Annotated in this window: 19 protein-coding genes and 3 pseudogenes; 8 read left to right on the forward strand and 14 right to left on the reverse strand. The window is 62.4% G+C overall.

Annotation, left to right across the window (positions count from 1 at the left end; all coding sequences use genetic code 11):
* The 3 genes and pseudogenes from GR197_RS32390 to GR197_RS19165 form a co-directional block, all read right to left on the reverse strand.
* Positions 1-133 (reverse strand): annotated as a pseudogene (locus tag GR197_RS32390) (IS5/IS1182 family transposase); the annotation flags it as partial.
* 386 nt (positions 134-519) lie between these two features.
* Complete coding sequence (locus GR197_RS19160; protein ID WP_164012322.1) at positions 520-1,821, reverse strand: hypothetical protein; 1,302 nt, start codon at positions 1,819-1,821, stop codon at positions 520-522.
* A gap of 352 nt (positions 1,822-2,173) precedes the next feature.
* Positions 2,174-3,058, reverse strand: a complete 885-nt coding sequence (locus tag GR197_RS19165; protein ID WP_164012325.1) for a LysR family transcriptional regulator — start codon at positions 3,056-3,058, stop codon at positions 2,174-2,176.
* Positions 3,059-3,168: 110 nt separating this feature from the next.
* On the opposite strand from GR197_RS19165, the pseudogene GR197_RS19170 reads away from it, so the two are divergent.
* From GR197_RS19170 to GR197_RS19190, 6 genes and pseudogenes are all read left to right on the forward strand, one after another.
* Positions 3,169-3,369 (forward strand): annotated as a pseudogene (locus GR197_RS19170) (4-oxalocrotonate tautomerase); the annotation flags it as partial.
* A 336-nt stretch (positions 3,370-3,705) separates the two neighbouring features.
* On the forward strand, positions 3,706-5,475 hold the full coding sequence (locus GR197_RS19175; protein ID WP_164012329.1) for an adenylate/guanylate cyclase domain-containing protein: 1,770 nt from the start codon (positions 3,706-3,708) through the stop codon (positions 5,473-5,475).
* 107 nt (positions 5,476-5,582) lie between these two features.
* Positions 5,583-5,681, forward strand: a pseudogene (locus GR197_RS32665) (tautomerase family protein); the annotation flags it as partial.
* Between the two features lie 75 nt (positions 5,682-5,756).
* A complete protein-coding gene (locus GR197_RS32400) occupies positions 5,757-6,071 on the forward strand; it encodes an ArsR/SmtB family transcription factor (protein WP_246724635.1) in 315 nt (104 codons plus the stop codon).
* Complete coding sequence (locus tag GR197_RS19185; RefSeq protein WP_164012333.1) at positions 6,068-6,427, forward strand: SRPBCC family protein; 360 nt, start codon at positions 6,068-6,070, stop codon at positions 6,425-6,427. The genes GR197_RS32400 and GR197_RS19185 overlap by 4 nt, the downstream gene beginning before the upstream one ends.
* A gap of 45 nt (positions 6,428-6,472) precedes the next feature.
* On the forward strand, positions 6,473-7,084 hold the full coding sequence (locus tag GR197_RS19190; RefSeq protein ID WP_164012335.1) for an ATP-dependent Clp protease proteolytic subunit: 612 nt from the start codon (positions 6,473-6,475) through the stop codon (positions 7,082-7,084).
* Between the two features lie 999 nt (positions 7,085-8,083).
* Here GR197_RS19190 and GR197_RS19195 read toward each other — a convergent pair.
* The 8 genes from GR197_RS19195 to GR197_RS19230 form a co-directional block, all read right to left on the reverse strand.
* Positions 8,084-8,395 carry a DUF982 domain-containing protein gene (locus GR197_RS19195; RefSeq protein WP_164012337.1) on the reverse strand — a complete coding sequence of 104 codons (312 nt, stop codon included), beginning with the start codon at positions 8,393-8,395 and terminating at the stop codon, positions 8,084-8,086.
* A gap of 227 nt (positions 8,396-8,622) precedes the next feature.
* Positions 8,623-11,028, reverse strand: a complete 2,406-nt coding sequence (locus GR197_RS19200) for a protein kinase domain-containing protein (protein ID WP_164012339.1) — start codon at positions 11,026-11,028, stop codon at positions 8,623-8,625.
* 30 nt (positions 11,029-11,058) lie between these two features.
* Complete coding sequence (locus tag GR197_RS19205; RefSeq protein WP_164012341.1) at positions 11,059-12,243, reverse strand: serpin family protein; 1,185 nt, start codon at positions 12,241-12,243, stop codon at positions 11,059-11,061.
* Positions 12,244-12,257: 14 nt separating this feature from the next.
* Positions 12,258-14,828 carry a trypsin-like serine protease gene (locus tag GR197_RS19210; protein ID WP_164012343.1) on the reverse strand — a complete coding sequence of 857 codons (2,571 nt, stop codon included), beginning with the start codon at positions 14,826-14,828 and terminating at the stop codon, positions 12,258-12,260.
* Positions 14,825-16,441: a caspase family protein gene (locus GR197_RS19215; protein ID WP_164012345.1), complete on the reverse strand. Its 1,617-nt coding sequence runs from the start codon at positions 16,439-16,441 to the stop codon at positions 14,825-14,827. The genes GR197_RS19210 and GR197_RS19215 overlap by 4 nt, the downstream gene beginning before the upstream one ends.
* A 22-nt stretch (positions 16,442-16,463) precedes the next feature.
* A complete protein-coding gene (locus GR197_RS19220) occupies positions 16,464-18,416 on the reverse strand; it encodes a DUF4384 domain-containing protein (RefSeq protein ID WP_164012347.1) in 1,953 nt (650 codons plus the stop codon).
* A gap of 211 nt (positions 18,417-18,627) precedes the next feature.
* Positions 18,628-19,005 (reverse strand): hypothetical protein, encoded by a 378-nt coding sequence (locus tag GR197_RS19225; RefSeq protein WP_204330294.1) that lies wholly within the window; start codon positions 19,003-19,005, stop codon positions 18,628-18,630.
* 167 nt (positions 19,006-19,172) lie between these two features.
* Complete coding sequence (locus GR197_RS19230; RefSeq protein ID WP_164012351.1) at positions 19,173-19,763, reverse strand: hypothetical protein; 591 nt, start codon at positions 19,761-19,763, stop codon at positions 19,173-19,175.
* A 180-nt stretch (positions 19,764-19,943) separates the two neighbouring features.
* Between GR197_RS19230 and GR197_RS19235 the strand changes: the two genes are divergently transcribed.
* On the forward strand, positions 19,944-21,548 hold the full coding sequence (locus GR197_RS19235) for a hypothetical protein (RefSeq protein ID WP_164012354.1): 1,605 nt from the start codon (positions 19,944-19,946) through the stop codon (positions 21,546-21,548).
* Positions 21,549-21,552: 4 nt separating this feature from the next.
* Here GR197_RS19235 and GR197_RS19240 read toward each other — a convergent pair whose 3' ends face one another.
* Positions 21,553-22,197, reverse strand: coding sequence for an alpha/beta hydrolase (locus GR197_RS19240; RefSeq protein WP_164012356.1), 645 nt, complete (start codon positions 22,195-22,197; stop codon positions 21,553-21,555).
* Positions 22,198-22,207: 10 nt separating this feature from the next.
* Entirely contained in the window at positions 22,208-23,164 is a 957-nt protein-coding gene (locus GR197_RS19245; protein WP_164012358.1) for a VOC family protein, read from the reverse strand.
* A 168-nt stretch (positions 23,165-23,332) separates the two neighbouring features.
* Here GR197_RS19245 and GR197_RS19250 point away from each other — a divergent pair, with 168 nt between their 5' ends.
* Positions 23,333-24,325 (forward strand): LysR family transcriptional regulator, encoded by a 993-nt coding sequence (locus tag GR197_RS19250; protein WP_164012360.1) that lies wholly within the window; start codon positions 23,333-23,335, stop codon positions 24,323-24,325.
* Positions 24,326-24,390: 65 nt separating this feature from the next.
* Here the strand turns inward: GR197_RS19250 and GR197_RS19255 are convergent, their stop codons facing one another.
* Positions 24,391-25,275 (reverse strand): intradiol ring-cleavage dioxygenase, encoded by an 885-nt coding sequence (locus GR197_RS19255; protein WP_164012362.1) that lies wholly within the window; start codon positions 25,273-25,275, stop codon positions 24,391-24,393.
* Positions 25,276-25,280: the final 5 nt, after the last annotated feature.

A 25,280-nucleotide genomic window follows, 5' to 3' on the forward strand; every position in this document is an offset into this window, starting at 1 on the left:
CCGCCAATTCCTCGTCGATGAACAATGCGATCCCGAGATGATCGAGCGTGTCATGGTCGATGAGGTGAAGCGCGTCCCATAGAATCGGCCGATCGAGCGCGCGAAAATGCGTTCGCCGGACGCTCACGACCGACTGATGCCGACGCGCTTCGGGATCGCTTCGCGATGGCCTTACAGGTCTTCGTTGATCACTACCGGCGGCGGTTCACGATTGAGCCGGATGCGGCAGCGGAATCCGCCACCGATTGAGATTACTTTCAATACCTACACCGAGCGTCTGCTTTGGAGCACGTTACAGGCCGAACTGGACGACTGGCGCCGTCGCTTACCGAACGGAAGGTCTTCGCTAGATGCGCCCTGCAGCAAGCGAACTGCTCTCGGCCCCAAATCGGTCCCTCATCGAGCGCGAGCCGACTTCCGCTTCTGGCGCAAAGCGGAAGTTACCTCAAGCTGCCCCTGGCGCGCTGTTGCCTCAGCGCCTGTAAGGTTGGTGCCAGATGACCAAATCCCGAGGGAAAGTCAGTCGCTATCTGCAGCCGCCTTCTTCGCCGCCTTGGGCGACAGCTTAAAATGAGCACCTTCTGGCCCGACTGAAACCTCCGGGCCGAGCCCCATAACGGCACCGAGAGCTGAGAGGGAATTCACTTCGGAGTCCTTATTGCTGCTGACTTGGAAAAGTCCTGCGGTAGCGCCTTCGATCCATCGCTCGGGCAGTGCCGCGCCTTCCTTCGTAGTCATCTCCATCGCGGTTTCAATGACCCAGCTCGCCCGGTTAATGTCCATCCCATACCGCTGTAGCTCCCGCAATGAGCGGACGTCCTCGTCATAAGATGTCCGGAACATTGAAACTATGTAGCAGGTAAAGCCAACCGCTACAGCAGAGAGGAGGAAACCTCGGACAGCCATTAACCAAAGAAGAAAAGTATTATCCTTTGGCACCGTGGCGGGCATCTGAACATTGGTTGCCTGCGCCCCGGCACGCGCGAGTAAGTCGGCTACGTCAACAGAACTGCTGGCGGCAAGCGAGATGAAAGATTCAAAACTCTCGAAGGCAAGATAGGCGCATCCACCGATCGCCGCCATCGAGCAGAGAGTTACCAGAAGAAGCTTGTATGAGGACTGAGTTGACGACACTGGCCGCGCGAGCGATTCGCGGACTTCTAGCGTGATGTCCTCACGGAGTTTCCGCCGCGCAAACATGTGATCGCTTGCGTCAACCTGGGCGATACGTTCGGCTAGCTTAGCTTCTTCAGCGCTGATCCGCTCGGCGCTCGCCCTTTCGACTTCGGCAAGCTCCTCCAGGACGCGTGTCCGTCGCTGCTCCAGGATCGATCGCTGTTCGGTGTAGTCACTTTCCAGCTTCTGTCGCAGCTCTGAAGTGTCTGCGACCATCTTTTGATGTAGGTCGGCCAGCCCGGCGATCTCCGTCTGCAAGACGGTCAGTTCGTCCGATGGATTTCGGACGCTCTGCGGAGAGATCAGTTTGACGTTGTTCTCTATAATTTCGTTTACGAGGAAAATCAGGTTTGCCGTCGCGCCGCGACCAGGTTCGATGTGCAGTGTGATGTCGTCGTAGTACGGGCTTGCTTGCCCAGCATGTGTACGGGGAATTTGGACGTTGAGGGCGTTATCGGGGGCTTTGTAGACTGCACGCGTGATGAAATAGGACGCCCTTTTTCGGGCCCGCAGTCTATCAATGTTGTCCCTATCGATGTTGGTGCCAACGTGGACCTGGATGCTCCCTCCTAGCCGGTCTTCTAGATCATACAGCAGCTTAATGATTGTTTGGTCATTGAGCTTGGTAACTACGTGATTCGACATTTACTACCCCAGTCCAGTTAGCCGACGTTATCAGGATTTGTTGCCAAGATTCGAGGGGTAAACCATCGCTATGCTGTGGGTAATGAGAGTGCCTCAGCCGTCGGTAAGCTATTTGTGGGAGTGTGGACGGTCTTACGCAGGAGAAGGCGGATCTCGTCCTGCAGTAATTGACTGTAAGTAAATTTCTGCGGCGCATCCGATTGAAAACAAGGAAGGCCGAACCGCTCTAGCTGATTTATATATTGTATCGGTCGATCACAGCTTAGTTGTTGCGTTCGAAGTTCCGAGAGCTGCGGCGATGCCAACCGCCGGCCTCCGCGGTGTAGCGGCCGTCGGTCTCTGCCGAGCGTCGCTAGCCAAACCGTTCCACCAGGAAATCTATTACCGTCCGCAACATCGCTGTCGGCCGGCGGTTTGGCGCATAGACGAGGGACATCGGAACAGGCTTGTAGGACCATTCCGGCAGCACCTGCTCAAGCCGTCCTTCGGCGATATCGGCGGCGAGCAGCAATTCCGGCTGAAGCACAATGCCCGCGCCGCTGAGCGCTGCCATTCGCAGTGCTGCCCCCTGGTTGGTGGAGAATTTTCCGGAAATCAACACATCGCGCATTTCGCCTCCCGGCCCGACCAGGTGCCAGCGATCCTGCATGCGCCAATAGGAGTGGCCGAGGCAGAGATGGTTCGTCAGAGCCTCAGGCGAGGCCGGCCGGCCATGGCGGGCAAGATAATCCAGCGAGGCAGCGAGAATCCGCCGATAGGGCGTGAGCGGGCGGGCGACCAGGCTGTCGTCGGATGTCGGGCCGATGTGGATGCCGAGCTCGAACCCCTCGCCGACGAGGTCATGGACATTATTGTCGAGCGATAGCTCGATGCTGACGTCGGGATAGGCGTTCTGGTAATCGATCAGCGCCGGCACCAGGATCTGCGTCCCGAAGCTGACGGGTGCAACCAGCCGAAGCCGGCCGCGAGGCGCCGATTGCAGCTCGCTGGCCGAAGCTTCGGCCAGCGCCACTTCGGAAAGCGCACGTTTGCAGCGCTCGTAATAAAGCTGGCCAACCTCTGTGAGCTGATGGCGTCGCGTGGTGCGATGGATCAGCTTCGCCCCGAGCCGGGTCTCGATGGTCTTGATGTGCTTGGCAACCATGGCAGGCGACACTTGCGCGATCCCTGCCGCCGCCGCGAAACTGCCGTTGTCGATGACCCGAACGAACATCGTCATGCCGGCCAGCTTGTCCATGATTGCCTACCTGTTGGTTTCGAATGACGATACCGGGAGCTTATTTATCAACCTCAGCATTTACAACATAGTGGTCACGTCCGAGCCAAGGCGATGGATATAACCGATATGACCAAGGAGAAAACATGCCTATTCTTCACCTGCAGATGCATCCCGGCCGCACCGACGATCAGAAGCGCGCCTTCGCCCGCGAAGCGACCAAGGCCGCCGTCGAAACGCTGGCATGCCCGCCGGAATCGGTGGAAATCCTGATAACGGAGATTGCCAAGGATTTCTGGGCGGTCGGCGGCAAGCTGAAATCCGAGGCCTGAGAGACGACCCGCAGCATCGAAGGCTCGAGCTGCGGGACGCCGCCATGCTATTGGGCAGGGAGCCGGCACGCGCCTCCCGTGTTGACCGCGTCGGGCGACCGGTTGACTTGCTGGCTGCTGCGAATCCACCGCCCGCAAGCTGGGGCCACCTGGCTTCGCCCGGACTTAGGCTTTCGGCATCTGAGCCATGGCGGAGTTTGCCCGAAAGCAGACATCGTCGACGAACACGCTGTAGGTCGCAAATACACCAGAGAACTTGATCTCAGCCGAGATCGCTCGGGGCAGAAGTTCCCCTGTCTCTGTCTTCCTGCTATCGTAGAGATGGGGGACGGCTCTATGAGCGAGAATCGCAAGCTGGCCGCAATTCTGGCCGCGGACGTAGTCGGATACAGCCGGCTCGCCAGCGAGGACGAAGATCGCACCCTGGCAAGGTTGCGGGCACTGCGCAGCGACCTGATCGATCCAACCATCGCAGTGCACAACGGCCGTGTCATCAAGCGCACTGGTGACGGAGCGCTGGCCGAATTCCGCAGCGTTGTCGATGCCGTGCGCTGCGCCATCGAGGTGCAGAACGGCATGGTCGACCGCAATGCCGGCGTTCAGCAGGATCGGCGCATCGAGTTCCGGATCGGCATCCATCTGGGGGACGTAGTAGAGGAATTCGATGGCGACCTGATGGGCGACGGCGTCAACATCGCCTCGCGTCTCGAGGGTATCGCGGCCCCCGGCGCTATTTGCCTGTCCGAGGACGCCTATCGCCAGGTCAGGGCGAGACTCGATCTCTCCGTCAGCGATCTCGGCAACACGCAGCTCAAGAACATTGCCGAGCCGATCCGGATCTATTCGCTCCAGGTCGGCACCGCCGCGGAGGTAAAGCCAGGAGTGATCGCCGCCGTTGCTCGTGCGCCGGCCGCATTGCCGTTGGACCTCTCGATTGCCGTGCTGCCATTCGTCAACATGAGCGGCGATGCCGAGCAGGAGTACTTCGCTGACGGCATCTCCGAAGATATCATCACAGCTCTATCGAAGCTGTCGCAGCTGTTTGTCATCGCTCGCAACTCGTCGTTTAGCTTCAAGGGCCGGAACGTGAACGTGCAGGAAGTGGGCGACAGCCTCAAAGTGCGCTACGTGCTGGAAGGAAGCGTTCGCAAATCAGGCAACAAGGTGAGGATCACCGCGCAGCTGATTGATGCCACCACCGGCGGGCATCAGTGGGCGGAGCGTTTCGATCGCGACCTGACCGATATCTTCGCAGTGCAGGATGACGTCACGCAGCAGATCGTAGGCGCTCTGGAACTCAAGCTGACGGCCGGAGACCAGCAGCGGCTCGCGACCGAGCAGACTCAAAATCTGGAAGCCTATGACTGCTTCTTGCGGGGCCGTGAACACATGTGGCGGCTGACGAGAGAGCAGAACATTCAGGGCCGGCAATTGCTGCAGCGCGCCGTCGACCTGGACCCGAAATTCGCCCCGGCGCACGCGTTCCTCGCCGTGACGCACGGGCTGGCCTACGTTAACCAGTGGAGCCGATCACCGTCGAAATCGCTGGAACAGGCGACCGAGGCTGCGACGCTGGCGGTGGCGCTCGACGATCGGTATCCGTACGCACATTGGGCGCTGGCCGTCGTCAACTTGTACCTGCGACGACTTGACGTGGCCATCCGCGAGGCTGAACGCGCGATCGCGCTTGCTCCCAACCTTGTCGAGGGCCACGAGAGCCTCGGAAACGCGCTGCACTATGCGGGCAGATCCGACGAGGCCCTCGTCTGCTTCGAGCGGGCGATCGCCTTGAATCCATATTATCCAGACATTTTTCTGCACTTCCACGCGCAGGCGATGTTCCAGTTGGGCAGGTACGAGGAGGCCGTTGTCTTCCTGAAGCGACGACTGGTCCGCAATCCGGCCACCGACATCTCACGTGTGTTGCTGGCGGCGAGCTATGGTCACTTGGGCTGCGTGGCGGAGGCGCGCGGGCAGTGGGAGGAAGTGTTCCGGATCAATCCCGATTATTCGCTGGAGCACAGGCGCAAAGTGCTGCCCTACAAGAACCCTGCCGATTTCGAGCGCATTGTGGACGGGCTGCGCAAAGCTGGCCTCATCGAGTGATGTATTCCATCGCCGGCAGTCGTCCCAGAGCTTCCGTACGGCTCCACAAACGCACGCCGCCTTGTATCTGGTTCGCCTCAGATTGTGCGAACGAACATCGAGAAAACATGCCTATTCTTCACCTGCAGATGCATCCCGGCCGAACCGACGATCAGAAACGCGCCTTCGCCCGCGAAGCGACCAAGGCCGCCGTGGAAACGCTGGCATGCCCGCCAGCGACACCAGAAAATCGTCTCGAAAACAGGCTTGCGAAAGAGATAAGTGTGTGCTTATGTGTTGGCATGATCGAGAATGACTTTTTCCGGGCTTTGGCAGACCCGACCCGCCGCGCGATCTTTGAGAAGCTGGCGGCGGGGAGCATGAACGCCAGCGCCTTGCGTGAAGGCATGGAGATCAGCCAGCCGGCAATGTCGCAACACCTTGCAGTTCTGCGCAGTGCAAAGCTCGTGAGGGAAGAACGACAGGGGCGTTTCGTGAACTACGAAGTCGATCCGGAGGGGCTAGCTCTCATCGCTCAATGGCTGGCGAAGTATCGCGCCTATTGGCCCGACCGCATCGCAGCTCTCAAGGTCTTGCTGAAGGATATGGATCAATGAACGAACAAAAGACCGAGGAGCAGAATAGCGGCGTCGAGCTGGAATTTGACTTGGTCGATCCGCCGCACAAGGTCTGGCGCGCCCTTAGTATTCCCGAATTTCGGGAAAGGTGGTTGCCAAAGCAGGCATTGGCCGATCCCGATGCGATCGCCGTCACTCCCGGCCAGGAAGTCCGCTACAGGCTGCGCGACGACAGCCCACCATTCCTTGAAAGTACCGTGACGTTCACGATCACACCGAACGCAACGGGCGGCACCTGCCTTCGGATCGTCCACGATCTGACGGACGGAAGGCTCGACCGGATGGCGAGGGCGGCTGCGAACAGCAACAGCCCGCTCCTCATGCTCGCCGCCTGACGCGGCGAGCCTCACCCTAAAACTCTGGAAGTTTGGAGGTCGCCGATGCGCGAAGCGATGCAACTCGTCCCTATGGTCGTAGAACAGTCCAGCCGGGGAGAACGATCATTCGATATTTATTCCCGGCTTCTGCGCGAGCGGATTATCTTTCTCAATGGCGAGGTGAACGACACCGTTTCGGCCCTCGTCTGCGCGCAGCTGCTGTTTCTGGAAGCAGAAAATCCCAAAAAGCCTATCAACCTCTATATCAATTCGCCGGGCGGCGTCGTGACCAGCGGCCTCGCCATGTATGACACCATGCGCTACATCCGCGCGCCGGTTCACACGCTCTGCATGGGTACGGCCCGCTCCATGGGATCGTTTCTGCTGATGGCGGGCGAGCCGGGCGAACGGGCCACCCTGCCAAATGCAAGTATCCTGATCCACCAGCCGTCAGGCGGCTTTCAGGGGCAGGCGTCCGATATGCAAATTCACGCCGAGGAAATCCTGAAAACAAAGCAGCGTATGACACGGCTCTACGCGGAACATTGCGGGCGCTCCTATGAGGATTTTGAACGCGCGATGGACCGCGACCGCTTCATGACGCCGCAAGAAGCATTGGAATGGGGCTTGATCGACAAGATCATGCAGGTCCGCGAAGCCCCGGCCGATCAGTAAGGGATATGGCCCCAAATCGCGATTTAATCCTCGATGCGGCTGGGAAAGCCGGGCCGAGTTGCCGAGAAGCCAGCCCCACTCTCCGTCGTCCTCGGCCTTGAGCCGAGGACCCACGCTACGACTGCTGGCGGATGTGGCGTGGATTCCAGGTTCAAGGCCTGGAATGTGAGGGATGGAGCTAAGATCGCTGGAGATCGCTCACACTGAGCGCAAGCGAAGGGCAAGCGTGAAAGGCTTGCCGTGTGGCTCGGCACCAACGACGATTAGTCTATCCATAGACGACTGCTGCTGGTGCGAAGCGGCCGAGCAGCCTTGTCGCCTTTTGGCCCGAAGCGGTCCTTGGCTCGCGCATTGCATATTTGCGAAGCAAGGCGATGGAAGGAGCGAAGGGCGATGGTAAAGGCGTGCCGTGTGGCGCTCTCATCCGACCCTGCGGGCCACTGCCCGGGGTTGAGCCACCGGTCTCAACCCGTCCTTCGGCCCCCCAGGGTGCCTCACCGCGCCCAATCCTCGATGCGGCTGGGAAAATCGGGCCAAGTTGGCGAGAAGCCACCCCCACTCTCCGTCGTCCTCGGCCTTGAGCCGAGGACCCACGCCACGACTGCTGGAGCATGAGGCGTGGATTCCAGGCTCAAGGCCTGGAATGTGAGGGATGGAGCTAAGATCGCTGGAGGTGGCACACTGAGCGCAAGCGAAGGGCAATCGTGACAGGCGTGCCGTGTGGCCCCCTCATCCGCCCTACGGGCACCGCCCGGGGTTGAGCCACGGGTCTCAACCCGTCCTTCGGACCCCCGCTGGGGAGAAGAGGGAGATTGCCGGTTCGCCAAAGACTCCATTGGATGGAGTGCCTTTGGTAGGTGGATTCGTTTGGCAGTATCGACGCACCTCGCTCCCCTCTTCTCCCCAGCGGGGAGAAGGTGGCCCGCAGGGTCGGATGAGGGAGCCGCAGGCACCAACGACGATTTGACATGAAAAGGCGGGTAGCTCTTGAAATTCGGGCTATCTTTGCGCCTTCGACGGCCGGTCTGGTCGTCGGGCTGCCACGGCCTGCGGGACGAGGCTGAGAGCGGCGATACCCGCCTCGTCGGCCGCACGCAGAAGCGCTTCGCGGAATTGTTCCGGGGCGATTTTGCCGCTGATGGCGTCGACGCAGGCTTTCACGGCAGCGACGTATTCCTCGCCGTCATCGCAAGGCCAGTCGTTCATCAGGAGACGCGCCGCGTCTCCAAGTGTCCATACGATCTTGCGAGATGCCGGACCTCGCAAAGCAAAACCGACCGGCGTAAATGCTGCTGATGTGTTCCAGCACATTATCCTCGACCCCTCAAGGCGGGAATACTGCAATCCCCGCTTTCAATATACGCGCATTTTATGAAAGTTGGAATTGAAATTTCGTGAGGTGTACCGCTTGAGCGCGAGGCTGCCGAATGCAGAAAAAAGGGCGCTTTGCGACCTATTTTCAAGCGCTGCGTCGACACGTGTTGCACCGATGGAGGCATGCGGGATTTCTTCCTTTCGATCTCGACGCTCCGGTTCACTCACCGCAACTCAGCAGTCACCCGAAAGACCCCGCCGGCCGAAGCGTCCGAGCAGACGACGAAGGTCGAGCCTTCCTGCGCCATGAAGGCGACGTTGCCGCCGGCCTCGCATGGAGTGGCGCTCCATTGCAGGATGATGTCGCCATTGTCGGGCAGTTTTTCCGTCGCGATCTTCGTCGCACTGGCCATCCATTCCGTTGCCGACGGCAGGTGGACGGGGGTGTTCAACTGCTTCGACAACCAGGCGGTATAGGTCTGCGCCACGGCAAGCGGCACGTCGTCGGCCGGCTGCTGCGGATTGTCGGCATAGGCCTGGGCCGAGGCGGGATCGGAATTGGCGGTGTAATAGGCCGCCATCTCGGCGCGGGTGACGGCCTTCGCCTGCATGCAGAAGGATTTTTCGACCTTCACGGCGCCATTGCCAACGCCGAGCATGCCGCCGAGCTCCTTCATCGAGGCGGTCATCAGCCGGACATTGTCGAGCGAATAACTTCCCGCCGGCACGGTCTCGAAGGCAAGGGTCGGCGAAACCGGGCAGAAGCCGCGCGCCGACAGCGCCTCGAGATCGGCAAGGATCGGTTTGTAGGCGACCACCGCTATTTTATAGGCCTCGGCTGTATAGCGGCCATCGGCCTCGCCGATCTTCGGCGCGAGTGCGGCAAGCGTCGGATCGGCCGCGCCGGCGCGCGTCGCGATCGAGGCGTTGAGATCGGCGACCTTCTGCTTCAGCGCCGTCGCCTCGTCCTTCGAGGCCATGACATCGGCGATGAGGGCGTCGAAAAGCTTGGCGGCGTCGCCATAGCCCGATGTCGCCGCCGGCATCTGCCATTGCTCGGCCTTGGCCTTGGCGTCGGTCATCAACCCGCTCGCCTTGGCGACATCGGGGCTATCGCCGGCGCCGATGCGATTAACGGTCTCGCGTTTTGCCGCTGCGTTCTTTTCGGCTGATGTCAGCGCGGTCAGCGCCTTGGCGAGATCGTCGAAAGCGGTTTTCGATGCGTCGTAATTGTCGATGGCGCCGTGCATCTGCTTGGCGGCGGCGCTGTCGGCGGCAGTCTTCATCTTGGCATCGGCCTCGGCAAAAGCCGGCGCCTTGTCGCCGCCTGCAGCCGAAGCGGCGGCTTTCGCCTTTTCGGCATTCTCCTTTGATATGGCGATCAGCGCATTGCCGAGATTGATCGCAGCAGACTGGTAGCCCGGAAGGGCCTTTTCGTAGTCCTCGTCCTTGAGCAGGACATCGGCAGAGGTCAGCGCGGCCGCACCGGTGTCATAGGAAAGCTTCGCCTGGTCACTGGCCGGCCGCTCCGGCGCCTTGGCGGCGATCGCCTGCTGTTTGCGGCTTTCGGCCTCCTTCTTCCAGGTGCCGACATCGGCAACGAGTTTCGGATCCGGGCGCAGGAGTTTCGGAATGGTGACGACGCCGACGCCGATGCAGATCAACAGCAGCGCCGCGATCATGGAGATTTTGATTGGCGTCCACTTTTTCGGCTTCGGCGCTTCCTGTTGCTGCTGCATGCCGCCGCGCGGATCCCAGGACATCGGCTGGATGCCCGTCGTCACCCTTGTGTATTCGCCAAGCGCATCGGCGCCGGTGCGCGGACGCTGGGCCGGGTCGCGGCTCAGCATTCTTTCGATCAGGCTTGCAAGCCCCTCGGGAAAGCCGGGGATCAGCACGTCGAGGCGGGGAAAGATGTTGGAAGGATCGAGATGGATGTTTTTCCAGCTCTGCTCGCGCTGGTGCTCGTCTTCCCAGACCATGACGCTGTCGAAGACGCTGTTATAGGTCTGGCGCGGCAGGAAGAGCTTGTAGGCGATCATGCCCATTGCATAGATGTCGAGGGCTGATGAGGCCGAGAACGTGCCGCTGGCATAGATTTCCGGCGCGCCGAATTCCGGCACATAGGGCGGAATAATGTGTTCGCCGATTTTCGAGATCAGGTGCAGGTTGCCGATCCGGACCGACAGGCCGGAATAATCCTCGGACACGTAGATGCACTGGTCCGTCAGCGCGTTATGGGCGTAACCGGCGCCGTGCAGCGTCGCCAGGCCCTCAAGGATGTGGCGGCCGATCTCGGCGGCGCGCTCATAGGCCACCATTTCGGTTTCGTCGAGATACTGGTGCAGCGTTTTCGACGGCCGCTTCTCGACGATATAAAAATTGTCGTCTTCCGGCGATGGCGGGATCAGGTCCTCGATTTCGACGAAGCGGCGTGCGGTCAGCGATTTCGCCTCGTTGATCGAGGTCCAGACCCGCTCGAAACGCGCCTTGTCGAGTTTCAACGCCACATCGGGGGCAACGATGAAGACCGCATGGTCCATCCGCTTGTCCTGGGCGGGATAGACGATGAACTCGTTCTCATAGACCGGCTCGCCGATCGTGTAGCGGGCGATCAGATCACTTCTCATGCACGTGTCCCCCTGCAATCATTGGCATTTCTATTCGCCGGCCAGAAGTGGATCGCCGATAAGGCCGGCGGCCAAGAGCAGGCCTGTCTTGGTATCCCTCAGCGCAAAGGCAAAACGGGCATCGGCGACGACGCGAACGAGCTTGGGATCGATGCTGCGTTCCGTGATCGCTGCCGTGGCTGCCGCTGCCTCCGTGCCGTTTTCGTCAATTTTGATCATCGTCTTCTGAAGAACGCGCGACAAGCGAATGTTTTCCTTGGTGAAACCCGGGAAAGTGGCATGCCGTGCCTTTTCGGGCATAAGTCCCATCGCGTTCAGCACCGGCATCAAATCACGCCCGTCGTTCAGGGAAAAGCGGGGCAGGAAGATTTCACCCTTGGCCGCTTCGAATTTTTCCCCCTGCAGCCAGGAGGTGAGCGCCTTCAGGTCGGCGCCACTGACACCCTTGCCGGAGCGCGCCGCCACCACGACCATGCTGTAGCCTTCGCCTGTATAGGCAAGGTCGACGGCGGCGAATTTGTCGTCGACGCGGAATTTCTGCCCATCGCCTGTGAGATGCATCATCGGCACCGAGATCGTCGAGCCGTCCGGCCGCTTAAAGGGGCTTGCCGGGCTTTCCCTCTCGAAAGAGGTCTTCCAGCGCGCCTTGAAGGACAGCGCGCCCAGGCTGACGAAGCCGCCGCCGGGCGGCGCGTCAAGGATGACGGGGATGGCGCCGCGCGTCGTCTCCTTGACCCAGAGGTTGATGTGCTCGACCGATGCCGGTCCGTCGAGATCCTCGATCGACGGTTTGATCCGGTGGGTGGCGAGCATCGAGAGCGCGTCGGGGGCGAGCACCAGCTTGTCGTCGAAGACGATCGCAACCGCCGTCGCCAAAGGTGCATCCGCGACTGCCGGCTTTTCCGGCGACATGGCGTCGAGCACCGTCTCCGGCCCCTTCACCTCGCTGCCGAAGCCGAGGCCTTTGGCGATTGCGGCCTTGCCTTCGGCCGAGGCGCCGAGGCTGGCAAGGCCAAGGGCGGCGGCAAGGCTTGCCGGCGACACCATGATATTGGCAGCACCCTCCTTTGCCAGCGTGCGGTCGATGAGTTCGGCGGCAAGCCCGGCCTGGGCGGCGAGCATCGCCTTGCCGTCGCCGGAGTTGTCGGCATGGGCGGCTGAGGCGAGCGTCAGCAGGGAAGCGGCAAGACCCGCCAGCAGGGTGGATTTCGGCATGGGTTCCCTCCTCTTCAGCGGATGCGGTAGAATTTGGAATCGAACGACCACTTTCCCTGGCCGCCGGTCTCGTCGTCGCCGACGATCCTCAGACTGCGGGCGAGATCGTAGACATAGTTGAAGGCGGCGCGCTGGCCGACCAGCGGGGTCGGCACATCCGGCAGGTCGAGCACTTCGATCGGCTTGTCGCTGAGGATGGCGACGACCATGCCGACGCCGGCAGGTCCCTCCACCACATATTCGAAACCGGTATAGGGATTGCGCGCATCCGGCACGACGACCGGCCGCGCCGGATCGAGCCGGTTGTCGCCGCTCTTGGCGGATGGTTTCAGCCCCATCGAGCGCTTGTTCGGGAAAAGCTGGGTCAGCTTGCCGGAGGCATCGATATCGACCAGGATCAGGTAGCCGGATTTCTTGGTCGAGACCCGCATCGCCACCTTGTCGCCGATGCCGACCGAGGTGCCGGGCAGCACGTCGACGGCAACGCCGGCCTCATTGTCGCTCTTCAGTGTATTCTCGACGGCGGCGAGCGGGGTTTTTGCCTCCTCGCCGGTGATGACATCGCGGCCGAGCGCGTCCGGCTGGCCATAAAATTGCGGCACCGGCGTGAAGCGGCAATCCTCGGCATGCGTCCGGCAATATTCGTCGGATTTGCGCCTTACGTAATCGAGCAGGGCGGCATTGCTGACATTCGGCTTGTCGGCGGCGCGCGCCACGCCATCCTCGACGCCTTCGATGAAGCGGCGGGTGAAGACGCCGCCCGGCGGCTTGGCTTCGCGGTCGACCAGCGCCCATTGGCCTGAATTGACCGCCGACCAAACCATGGCGTTTTCGCCGCCGAAGGAGAATTTCGCTTCCGTGCCGGATTTGTTCGGCGGTTCGAGCCCTGCCAGCGCCGGACCGAGGCAACGGACGTTGCCGCCGCTGGGTGCTGCCACCGCGCTGCGGCTGCCCGGCCCGACATGGCAGGCATCGATCAGCAGGGTGACGCGGCGGTCCTTGAGGCTGTTCAGCCGTGCGGCGATCTCGGTTTCGCGGATCTGGTTGGTGACCGTCACCTTGCCGGCCTCGCGCACCAGCTTGGCATCGGCCGCAACAAGGGTCGGGCTGGTCGTCGCCTCGGCGCCCATTTCCTCCGAGCCCTGGCCGCTGAAATAGAGGAAGACCCGGCTTCCCGGCGTCGACTGGCGCACCAGCCAGTCGTCGATTTCGGCAAGGATCGCCTCGCGGCTGGCCTTGCGGTTGGTCAGCGTGTGGATCTGTTCCGGGCGGTAGGCGAGCGTCTTCACCAGGAAGAGCTGCATCGCCTTCACATCGCTGGCAGAGCCGGTCAGTTTCGCCTCGCGCATCTCGTAATCGTCGATGCCGATCAGCAGCACACGATCGCCGGGAGAGCTTTCGATCCCAGGTGTTTGGACGGCGGGCGCCTGAGCAACGGGTGTCTGGACCGCAGGCGTCTGGACCACAGGCGGCCGGACGGCGGGTTCATTGGCGGCGGGTTTGGCAGCCGGTGCGGGTTCGCTGGTGGGGGCGTCTGGCGTTTCGGTCGTGGCGGCAGGGGCGTTATCGCCGGCGGGCGGGGTGGTGATGGCGAGGTTGGCGAGTTTCTGGCCTGACTGTCTCAGCTTGGTCGCGGCATCGGTGGTGGTCGAGGCGACCTGATCGCCGGCGGAAGCTTCGACATTCGGCACGTCGCCCTCGGTCTTGGCTGCGATCCAGTCGCGGAAGGCGGCGACGCGGGTATAGACGCCGTAATGTTTCGCCTCGGCGCAGCCGGCACCCCAGCTGACGATGCCGAGCTGGATCCAGCTCTTGTCGGGGCGCTGGGCCACCAGCGGGCCGCCGCTGTCGCCCTGGCAGGCATCCTTGCCGCCTTCGGCGTAACCGGCGCAGACATTGCGCTCGTCGATCGGGTTCATCCGCATCGAGCTGTCGCGATAGGCGGCGCGGCAATCCTCACGCGGAACGATCGGCAGCTCGACTTCCTGCAGCTCGGTCGGCAGGTATTTGTCGTCCCAGCCGTGATCGGCCTTGGTGTAACCCCAGCCGGTGACGACAGCCATGTGGCCGGCGGCCTCGACCGCGTCATCCCCCGCCGAGGCGAGGGTTGCAGGCCTGGAGACGGCGGGTTCGGCAAGCTTGATGAGCGCGATGTCGTTGGCAAAGACCTTGCGGTCGAAATCCTCATGAATGACCACGTCTTCGACGGCAAGGCCGGGTTTATCCGGCCCGTCGACGGAGATCACCTTGTCGATCTTCGACTTGCCCTCGACGATCAGCAGGTCGCGGGCGAACAGATCCTGCTTGCCGGAGCGGCCGCTGGTGACGCAATGGGCGGCGGTCAGGATCCAGCGCGGCGCAATCAGCGAGCCGCCGCAATGGCCGCCGAAGCGGCCGCGCTGTTCGGGATCGGGCGCCAGGATTTTGACCTGCCACGGCCATTCGCCCTTCTTTGCCGCCTGGCCGCCGATGACACGGCCGCCATCCTCGCCGGCGAAATCGGTATCCTGCTGGCCCAGCGCAGGCGCCGCCAGAAGCAGCATGACGGAGGCAATAGTCAGGATCCTGCTGATCGACGCGCTCATAGCTTGGCTCCGGCGGAGGTATAGAGGACCGTAAATCCGAGGCGGGCGCCCTCGGGCAGGAATTCGCCGAGCCGCCTGGCGATATTGCCGGCGGTGCGGCGCCTGTCATTCTGCTTCAGGAACTCGATAAGCTCGGGCATCGGTTTTTCCGAGGTGACGGCGACGAGCAGATCGGTGCCGAACGGGGCGACGACGGAAAGATCGAGATCGAAACTCGCCGGCATCTCAGCCTCGCCATCCTTCTCGCCGGGATAGAGGAACTGCACGGTGCCATCGCCGGTGACGTCGAAGAGCACCAGCTTGCGGCCCGCTAGTTCGGAAACGGCGGCGCCGACACGCTCGCCTTCGCGATGGACGGTGTCGGACGGCGTCACCCGCACGGTCTGCGGATTGGCTTGCGACAGCCGCTTCAGCGTATCGAGTGCGGCCATCCGGTCGACGACGAACGGCATGTCGCCGGCGCCGATGCCGGAGGCGACGACATCGCCGCCGGCAATCGCTTCGCGTTTTTCCGGATCGAAGACAATGTCGGCATTGGTACCCTCCGTCAGCTTGAACGGCGTGATGGCTGATGCAACGCCCTGCAGCACCGGCTCGGCGCCGAGGGCGGCAACGCTGATCGGCGCGGGCTCGGCGGGCGGCGGAGCGTTCGATTTCTCCGCCGCCGCCTGCGCCACCGCCCCTTGGTAATTATAGACCACAGCGCGGTCGAGATCGGTTCCCGGCGGGCTTTCGGTAAAAATGTTCTGCCGCTGGTCGGTGAACTGATAGACCGACTGGCGCACATATTCGAAGAGTTCGCGGCGGCTAACGGCGCCGTCGCCGTTGCGATCGGCCGCCCCTTCGAAAGCGCGGGCGGTGGCATAGCTCAGCGCGCCGCGTTTCTGCGGAATGCCGGGAATGGAGATTTCGGGCGATTTGGTGTTGTCGTCGACGGCGGCGAGGAAAGTCAGCCGCTTGAAATCGAAGCCGGTGGAAAGCGCATCCGCCGTCGTCGAGATCGGCGCCAGATCGTCCTCCTCGATCGTATAGGACGGCGCCTGGCGCCAGGTGATCTCGGCGCCGCGCGGATCGACATCGCGGGTCAGGCCGCCGGCATGGCAGGTGTCGGCGATGAAGACGACATCGGCGCCCTTGGCCTCCAGCTTGTGGATCAGCACCTTGAACTCGTCGCCGAAGATGCGCTCGCGCGAGCCCGGCAGCCGAGTATCGAAGCCGGCAAGCACATAGACCTCGTCGCGGCCGCTCGGTTTCGAGCCCTTGACGCGCTCCGGCTCGCTCGACCCGTGGCCGGCGATGCCGAGCACGACGAGATCGCCGGCCCCTGCCCGCTCGGTGACGGCTTCGATCGCATGGAAGATGCCCTCGCGGTCGGCCTCGCCATTCTTCAGCAGCGTCATGTCCTCGACGCCGACCGAACGCAGCGAAAGCGAAAGGTCCTCGGCATCGGCGACGGCGCCATGCAGCGGCGGAACATTGCGGTAGAGGTCGATGCCGATCAGCACGGCTCGGACGGCACCGCGATCGGGCGCTTCGATCGTCCTTGCCAGGCTGTCAGTGGCCGCCAGCGCGAGGAGGGCAAATGCGGCGGCCATGGAAATGGATGCGGACATGGCCAAACTCCCCTCGCCCCGGCTATTCGCGGCGCCATTCGACGCGGCGGTTCAGCGCATCGACATCGTCTTCGGTGAGGTTTGCGGTTGCCGTCACATCCACCGGCTCGGAGGCGCCGCGGCCTTCGGCGTCGATCGAGGCATCGATGCCGTGGCTCTTGAGGAAATCGGCGACGGCCTGGGCCCGGCGCTCTGACAGTTTCTGATTATAGTCGTCACCGCCGCGCCGGTCGGTGTGGCCGATGAGGATGACGCGGCCGGGTTTCTGCTCCTTCAAGGCTTCGAGCAATTCCTGGGCGGCCTCGGTGCCGATCGAGGTGAAGCTCGACTTGTTGAAATCGAAGGTGATCGGCACCGGAATGGAGACCGGCACGATGCCGCGGACATTTTCGGAATAGATGCCGCCGAGCACGCCGCTGCGGTGATCCTTCTCAGCCGGCACGAAGCTGCCCTGAGGATTGTCGCTCGTCGGGTTGGCGGCAAGGATGCGGGCCTGGGCGGCGCGTTGGATGAGATCGGAGATCGTGTCGGCCGGCGGCGCCTTCGGCGTGCGGGTCTCGTTCTTGATGATCTCGATCGCCTGCTGGTAATCGGCGGCGGCATCGGCGAAGCGGCGGGCGGAGAAGTAGATCTCGCCGAGCGTGGCGGAGGCCTGCCAGAGCACCTGCGGGCTGTCGGCAGCGACAAGCAGCGGTTCGTAATCGGTGACCGGCTGGTTGGCGGCCATCATCTCCTGGGCAGCGGCGAGCCTGAGGGCTGCGACGCGGCGCTGGGCATTGACCTGGAACTGGCCGCAATCGGCGCTGACGGCAATCGTATCGGCTTCAGCGGCGGCAGCCGTGATGTCCTTGGCGGCAACGGCGGTGTTCAGCTTGTCGAGAAGGGCGGTGCAGGCAGGCGTATCGGCATTCGCCACCTCGATCTCTTCGCCGGCCTGCTCGGGCTCGGCCGAGCGGCCGAGGTTCAGCTGCGGCATCTTGATGCTGAAACCGCCGGGAAGCTTGAACTGTGGCATCTTGAGCTGCGGCATCGGCAGCTTCGGCATCTGGGTCTGGGACGACTGGGTTGGCTGCTTATACTGCTTTGACTGCGTGTATTGGGTCGGCCGGGTGGACGAGGTGGTGTCGGCGGGGCCGATCAATTGCAGCTCATCGGCGGCAAGCTCCTGGCCGGGCGCCAGATTGGTGACGATCTTGTATTTCTTTGGCGGCTGTTGTGCGGCCTGCTCGACCGGCTTCGGGGCAACATTTTTCGGGGTGACTGGCTTCGGTTTTTCCACCACCGTTTCCGGCTTCTTGGCGACTTCCTGTTTGATCACCGGCTTCGGTTTCGGGGCAACGGGCGGCTTTGCAGCCTGTTCGACCGGTGCGGGTTTTGCTGCGGGGGCGGCTGCAACCGGCGGGGCGGCCACGGGCGGCAGGGCCGCCGGGCTATCGACCGTCGTCAGCATCAGCGTCTTGCTGCTGATCTTGGTGCCGAGGCTGCGGGCTTCTTCAAGGCTGCGGGAGACGGCATCCATGCCGCCGTCGACCGAGCGGAACATGCCGCTGCCGCTGCCGCCGAGATCGGCGAAGATGTTCAGCGGCTTGGAGGAATAGAAAACCTTGATCTGCTCCTGTCCCACAGGACCGGAGACCTGCAGCCGGGCGCCGCTGGCCGGATCGGGCACCTGCACGCGCTTGCCTGGGCCGACGAGGGCGTCGGTCTGATACTTGTTCGGAAAGAGTTTGACGACGGAACCGTTCGGGGAGACGTTCAGCACGGTGACGTAGCTGTTCTCGGTCGACTGGATGAACAGGCCGACAACTTCGCCGATGGCGTATTTGGCCTCGGCGCGATCGAAGGTGATGCTGACAGGCCCGGTTTGCGCCGGCGCTTCGGTCAATGTGCGTTCGTTCTGCGCCTCGACGGCGGGAACCACCGAAAAGAGCGACAGAAAGGTGGCTGCGGCCAGGATGGCTTTGCGGTTGAGCATTGGAAAACCTCCTCTTCGAACAATCTCACACTGTGTTGAAGATGAGAATAGCACTGACCGGCGAAATTGGGATGGCTTTGCCTGTCTTGCTTGAGGGAGGGTTACAAATTATTTGGAACCTGCAAGAAACCGTCCCGGAAAGGCCGTGAGCAAGACTCGGGATCGGCAATATCCGCCGCCAGATCTAGTTTTTTTGACTTTGGAGCGCTGCTTAGTTCTTGGGTTTTTGCCCGGCTGATTTCAAAATCGAGATCAGGTCGCTCATCCCCTCGGGCGAGGAGTTATAGAGCCAGAGAATATCCGGATTATCGACCGTGAATTCCTTGCCGGGGCCTGAGCCCATGTCGCGGCCGGGCGAGGTCGCGTCCGGGAGTTTGCCTTGACCGGGTGTCAGCCCCTTGGCGCTTTCGTGTTCTGTGATGATTGCGGTCGCTGCGGCAAAGGCCTTCTCGTCATGCTGGCGCAGCGCGGCAAGCGCGGGGTTGCGCGCCGCCAGCGCATCCTCGGCCGGGCCGGCATGGCCAAGCTGAGGCATCTGCAACGCCAGCAGCAGGCCGATCGACAGGGCTATGAGCCGGGATTTCGTCATCGTCGTCATATCCGTCTTATGGGCGCTACCGCGCACGACCAGTGCTTGGATAACTGGCGTCCCGACAATAGGCAGAGGCCGGAAAGATGGCAACGGCGCTCAGTGCCAATCGATTGGGAGGGGTGAAATCGGCTGGCAGCACGATGCGAGCGTTGAAGCTGCTGTGGTCAGAGGATCTTCAACTGCTGCAGGCCGAGGCGGAGATCGCGCAGCATTTCGCCGAAGATCTCCTCGATCTGTCCCGTCGACCAGACCACCATGGTGCCGTAGGGCGAGCGCTTGCGCTGCATGAAGCCGGCCGTCTCGAAATCGATCAGCGTCTTGCGGCAGGTCTCGCTCGACATCACCGCCACCAGGAAACGGGCGAGATTGGACTGGTCGATCGCCCCTGATTTATCCGCCCAGTTCTGGATCAGCCGCGGCTTGGTGTCGGCGGTGAACATCGAGGCGAGCGCCCGATCCTGCGACAGCCCGAGCCGCTGCAGCTTGGCCGGATCGCGGGTCAGCGACACCACGTAATCATTGTGCAGATCGGCGAAGCGCTCGATATCCTCGGCCGTGTTGATGCCGAACACTTTCATCGAATAGAGGAACTCGGCCATCAGATAGGTCGGCTCGGAGCGCAGCTGCGCCAGATGCTTGTCGTCGGTGCTTTGCGAGGCGGCGCAGACGCGATCGGAGAAGCCTATCCTTGCGGCGCGGACCTGCTCCAGCAGGCTGATGTCGAGCGCCAGTTCGTCACCGTTCCATTCCAGCATAAGCATTTCCCGCCCGCAAATCTTCGAGACGATGATCTTGTACTATCGCCGACGCCGATCTCCAAATCGTTTGGAAAGCAACGGCTTGCTGAGGAGGCGCATCTATCTTACCATTTCGAAGACTTGACGGTCAGAGAAGGCCGAGCCGGCCTGACATCGTCCTGTTCGGGGGTCGAGGACATGCGTAGTTTTGGGTCGCATATTCTGATTGCCGCGGCACTTGCGGTCGCTTCGCCGGTTTTTGCCAAAGACACGACGATTATTGAGCTTCGCAGCGGCGATGGCGGCCGTTCGGTCGGCATTATTTCCGCCGGCGAGGAAGTCGAGGCATCGGGACCCGCGGCGATCACCGTCGGCGACGACGGCACCATCTATATTCTCGACCAGAATAACGGCCGCGTGCTCGCCGTCGATGCCGAGCGCTCGCAGGCCGAGCCCGAGATCCTGCCGCTGCCGGACAATGCGACGCCCGAAGATCTCGCCGTCGTCCACAACGAGCTCTACCTCTGGTCGGACGGCGTCGTGCCGCTCGAGCGCTCCACCGAAGCCGACGGAAGGTCGCAGACGCTGCGCGCCGTCGATGGCGGCGATGCCGACGATTACACCCGCTCGGTCTTTGCCTCGATGGGCTCGGTGCCGCCGGGACCGCTGAACAGCATCGTCGATGAGATCGGCCGCAGCACCAGCCGTCCAGAGGCTCGCCCGCCGGTCATTCAATATGTGCCGAGCCGCGGGCTCGGCGATATCGTCGCCGAGGTCTCGGCTGCAAACGACAAGGCCGAAATCCTGCTGCGGCGCAGCAGCTCGGAGGAGAATTTCTTGTCGCTGCCGCTGACCTCGGAGGCCAGGATCGGCACCGTCGAACTTCTCGACATCGACACGACGGGCAGGCCCTATGCGCTGGTCGAACTGGTGCCCGCGGACCGGCCGGAGCGGACCGGCATGCTGGTGGTGCGCTTCACGCCGAACGGGGTGGTGGACCGGGTCTACGACCTGCCGATCGACCCCGGCACGGTGTTTTCCAGGCGCTTCGTGGCGATCGGCCCGCGCGGCGACGTGCTCTATCTCAAATCGCAGGAAAGCCGGGCGCAGGTGCTGCGGCTCGACGGCCGCGACCCTGGCCGCAAGCTTGCCGTTATCAGGCCGGCAAAGCCGCTGAATGCCGGCAAGCCGGGCAAGGCGCCGAAGGTGGCGATCGTGCCGAAGTCGCGCAGCGACGTCATCGAGCGGGCGATCGGCTTCGAGACGATGAACTGGCTGGTGACATCATCAGCCTATGGCAAGGACCCGGGCCCCGGCTGCCTCAACATGAACCGGCTGCGCCGGCCGATCTACCTGATCGGCAAGCGCGGACAGACGGTCAAGGGCGTTCCCTATTGCTGGGGCTGCAAGACGCGGCTCGAGGATTTCATGGACGGCGTCGAAAAGGGCCAGACCGCCGGCAATGTCTGCACCAAGAGCGCGCCGCAATCCAATATCCTCGGCGTCGACTGCTCCGGCTTCGTCAGCGACGCCTGGGGCCTGAAGATGCATGTCTCGACGCGCGCCATTCCCGATATTACCAAGCGCGTCTCCGACCCCTGGTCGATGCGGCCGGGCGACGCGCTGAACAAGCCTGGCTCGCATGTGCTCTTGTTCATGCGCTTCACCGACGACCGCAAGGTGGAGGTGATGGAGGCCTCGCCGAACGCCTGCAAGGGCCGCGTCTGCCGCAACACCTATTCGCTCGGCAGCCTGCTGATGCGCGGCTACCAGCCGGTGCGCTTCAAGGGGCTGGATGGGTAAAGGCCTACCACCAGCTTTGCTGCGTCAGCCCATAGATTATCTTCTCCAGCTGCGCGATCTCGGGCGCGGAAACTTCGTGGGACCTGTCGGGCAGGATGTCGCAATGCAGCCGCGCGCGCGCCCTTGCCAGTGCCGCCGCCGCATCGGCGAAGGCATCGACGGGGATCCATGGATCCTTGTCGGAGCCCGTCAGATAGACCGGCAGCCTGTCGAGGTCGGCGAAGGGGCGGTCGCATGTCTGCGTGCCGACGCGGCAACCGGTCAGGGCGGCCATTGCGCCATGCCAGGGCCCGTGCTGCATGGCATATTCCAGCGCCAGGCAGGCGCCTTGGCTGAAGCCGCCGATAACGAGCGGCTTCGGATGGGCATGGCCGTTCGACAGCCCTTTGACCAGATCCCTGATATAGCCGATCGACTGTTCCAGCTGCTTGCGGGTCCGGTCCGTCAGCACGTCGGTGGCGCGGGCGTCGTACCAGCTGTTGGCGCGCGCGCGGGGCAGAAGGTAGGCGATGCCCTTCGTCCTCAACCTGGAAATCACCTGCTCCTGCATGTCCTCGGGCGACTGGGTTCGCCCATGGATGAAGACGCAGTGAACCAGGGCCTCCTCGGGTGGCACGCCGAGGAGGAGCGGTTCGTCGTGGTGCGACATCGGCATTGGCTCAAAAATTCGCCGGTTCTAGTCCGGCGATCAGTTCCTGCTTGCGGTCTTCGAACCATGGGGGGAAAACCAGCGTGGTGCCGATCTGGTCGGCGGGTTCGTCGAGTGCCCAGCCACCCTCGACGGACCATGCGATTTCGAACAGCGCGCCGCCCGGCGAACGGACATAGCAAGACTTGAAATAATTGCGGTCCTTCTGGTCCGACACGTCGGTGAAGCCCAGGCCTTCGATGTGCGCCTTGAGCTTGAGCTGGTTTTCCTCGTTGCCGGTGTTGAGGGCGAGATGGTGGATCGTTCCACCCGCCAGCGTCCACGTGCCCTGGGGGCCGTTCGACTCGTGCAGCACTTCGACCATGCTGGTCGGTCCGCCGGGATTGGGCACCGAGAACATCAGGCCTTCGTCGCTGTCTGCTTCCTTCGTCATCGACATTCCGACGCCGAGGAAATCATCCATCGCGGTGCGGTCGAAGACGGCGATCGCCGCGCCGTAGATGCCCTTGATGCCATGCGCGGCAACAACGCCCTGCGCCTCGTTGACGATCGAGGCGCGGTTGTCCGCAGGGCTCTCGACCAGTTCGTGCGGGATGCCGCAGGGATGCTTGAAGGCAACGCGGGTGATGCCGAAGCGCGAAATCTTGGCTGCTTCGACGCCCTTGCCGTTCAGCCGGTCGATCCAGTAGCCGGCGGAGCCGACGGGAATGGCCATCTGGATGATCTTGGACTGATTGGTGCCACGCCGGCCGAAAACACCGGGTTTCCGGAACGGGAAGGTGGTGATGATGGTGGAGGCATCGCCGTTCCGAGAGCCGTAATAGAGGTGGTAGACGGGGATCGTGCCGTCAAACAGCACGGTACGCTTGACCGAATGGAGGCCGAGCACTTTGGTGTAGAAGTCGTAATCTTCCTGCGCACCGTCGGTGCAAAGCGTCAGATGATGATATCCGCTGATAAGGGCCATGTTTTCCTCCTCCGGAAACGGTCTCCAATTCCGGACGCGGATCCTCCCCCGCGTTCATCCGGAGCCACGATTGCCGGCAGGTCGAGCCGCGCATCGTGATCGTCACGACTATAGCCGATGCAATCGCCTGTTGATTGACATTTTTCATAGGAGCTATAGCAAATTGCTATGAAGATCGTCGAAGCTCATCTCGTCCAGCTGGCCGCCGTGATCGAAACCGGTGGCGTGACCGAAGCCGCCGCGATGCTCGGCATGACACAGTCGGCGGTGTCACGCACCGTCTCCATCCTGGAAAAGCGCATCGGCGAGCCGCTTTTCGTCTCTGGCCGCCGGCCGATGCAGCCCACCCCGCTCGGCGAGCAACTGGGCCAGCAGGGCAAGTCGATCCTGGCATCGTCGCGCAAGGCGATGGAGATCATCCGCAGCTTCAAGTCGGGATCGTCCGGCCGGGTGCGCATCGGCGGCGTGCCCTTCTTCATGGATGCCGTCGTCTCGCCGATGATCGCCTCGTTCCAGCGCGGCGAGCCGGGCATCATGGTGCACCAGTCCTATGGCAATTATCCCGACCTCGTCGCCGAACTGGATTCTGGCCAGATCGATCTTGCGGTCACGCCGACCGGGTCGGTCGACATGCGCGCCGATCTTCATTTCGAGTCGATCCTGCCGGCACGCAACGTGCTCGCCTGCGGCGCCGGCCATCCGCTGGTACGCAAGCGCAGCGTCGCGACGGAGGATATCGTCAACTACCCCTGGGTCGCACCGCTGCCAGGCTCGCCTCTGGTGCTCGACCTGCACAATATCCTGCTGACCCTCGGGCTTGAGGAAGTCGGCCTGCGCTATGCCGGCGGCTCGCTGCTCAGCGTCGTGAACTATCTTGCCGGCACCGACGCGCTGGCGATCCTGCCGCAATCCGTGGCCTATGCCTTTCGCGGCGAAAACAAGATCACCATCATTCCGCTCGACATTCCGCAGCCCGAAAGGGTGCTGGGGATCATGACCCGCAAGAAGCCCTATTCGAACCCCGCCGGCCGCAAGTTCCTGGGCCATCTCAGGCGGGAGTTTTCAGAACTGCGCCGCGCGGTCGAGAAGCATGAAAAGACGATCCACTGGGTCCAGGGACCGTTCATGGGCGAGCGCGAGCGCAAGGCAGCCACGGAATAGAATTCGCGCGCAAAAACAAGGACGCGGCGACCGCGTCCTCCTACGATGTCTTGTGACTAAAGCTATCAGGCCTTGCTGCGGGACAGCACGAAATCGTGCGTCACATCCCAGAAGTCGTCGGCGAATTCATAGGTCCTGGCACGTTCGTGATCATGCACTTTATCAAACTTGGCGAGCAGGCTTTCCTTGACCCCGAAGACCGCGTCCGAATGGATATAGGGATCGTCGGGGTCGAAGATATGGGTCGTCAGCGTCTCGAAGCCATCGGCGCTGATGATGTAGTGAAGATGCGCCGGACGATAGGGGTGGCGGCCGAGATTACCGAGCAACTGGCCGACAGGGCCATCGTCCGGGATCGGGTAGTATTTCGGCTTCACGGCACGGAACCAGTAATGTCCGTCCGGCCCGGTTCGGAAAATGCCGCGCAGGTTAAAGTCGGGCTGGATACCCTTCTGCTGCACGTCGTAAAAACCCTCGTCATTGGCCTGCCAGACATCGATCACGGCATTGGCGATCGGCCTGCCTTCCGTGTCGAGGATGCGGCCCTCGATCACCATGTCCTCGCCCTTGCTGTCGAGGCAGATATTGGCACCCATCGGCAGTTCCGGCGCATCGGCCACGTGGAAGGGGCCGAGCACCGTGCTCTCGGAGGCGCCCGAGGGTTTTCTGTTGTTGATCGCGTCGACCAGCATCGAAACGCCAAGCACGTCGGACAGCAGGATGAATTCCTGCCGCCATTCGTTGCACATCTGGCCGGTGCGGGTGAGGAACAGGATGGCCTGCATCCATTCGTCCTGCGTCGGCTCCAGTTCCTTCACCGCCTCGTGCAGCTTGCGGGTGATGACGTCCATCACCTGCTTCAGCCGCTCGTCCTTGGCGCCGGCATTACGGCCGGTCACGACCTCGACCGAGTTCTCCTCGGTGAAATAGCCCTTCTCATGCGCTTCCATGTTCG

The sequence above is a fragment of the Rhizobium phaseoli genome (assembly GCF_010668805.1).
Lineage (GTDB): Bacteria > Pseudomonadota > Alphaproteobacteria > Rhizobiales > Rhizobiaceae > Rhizobium > Rhizobium phaseoli_A.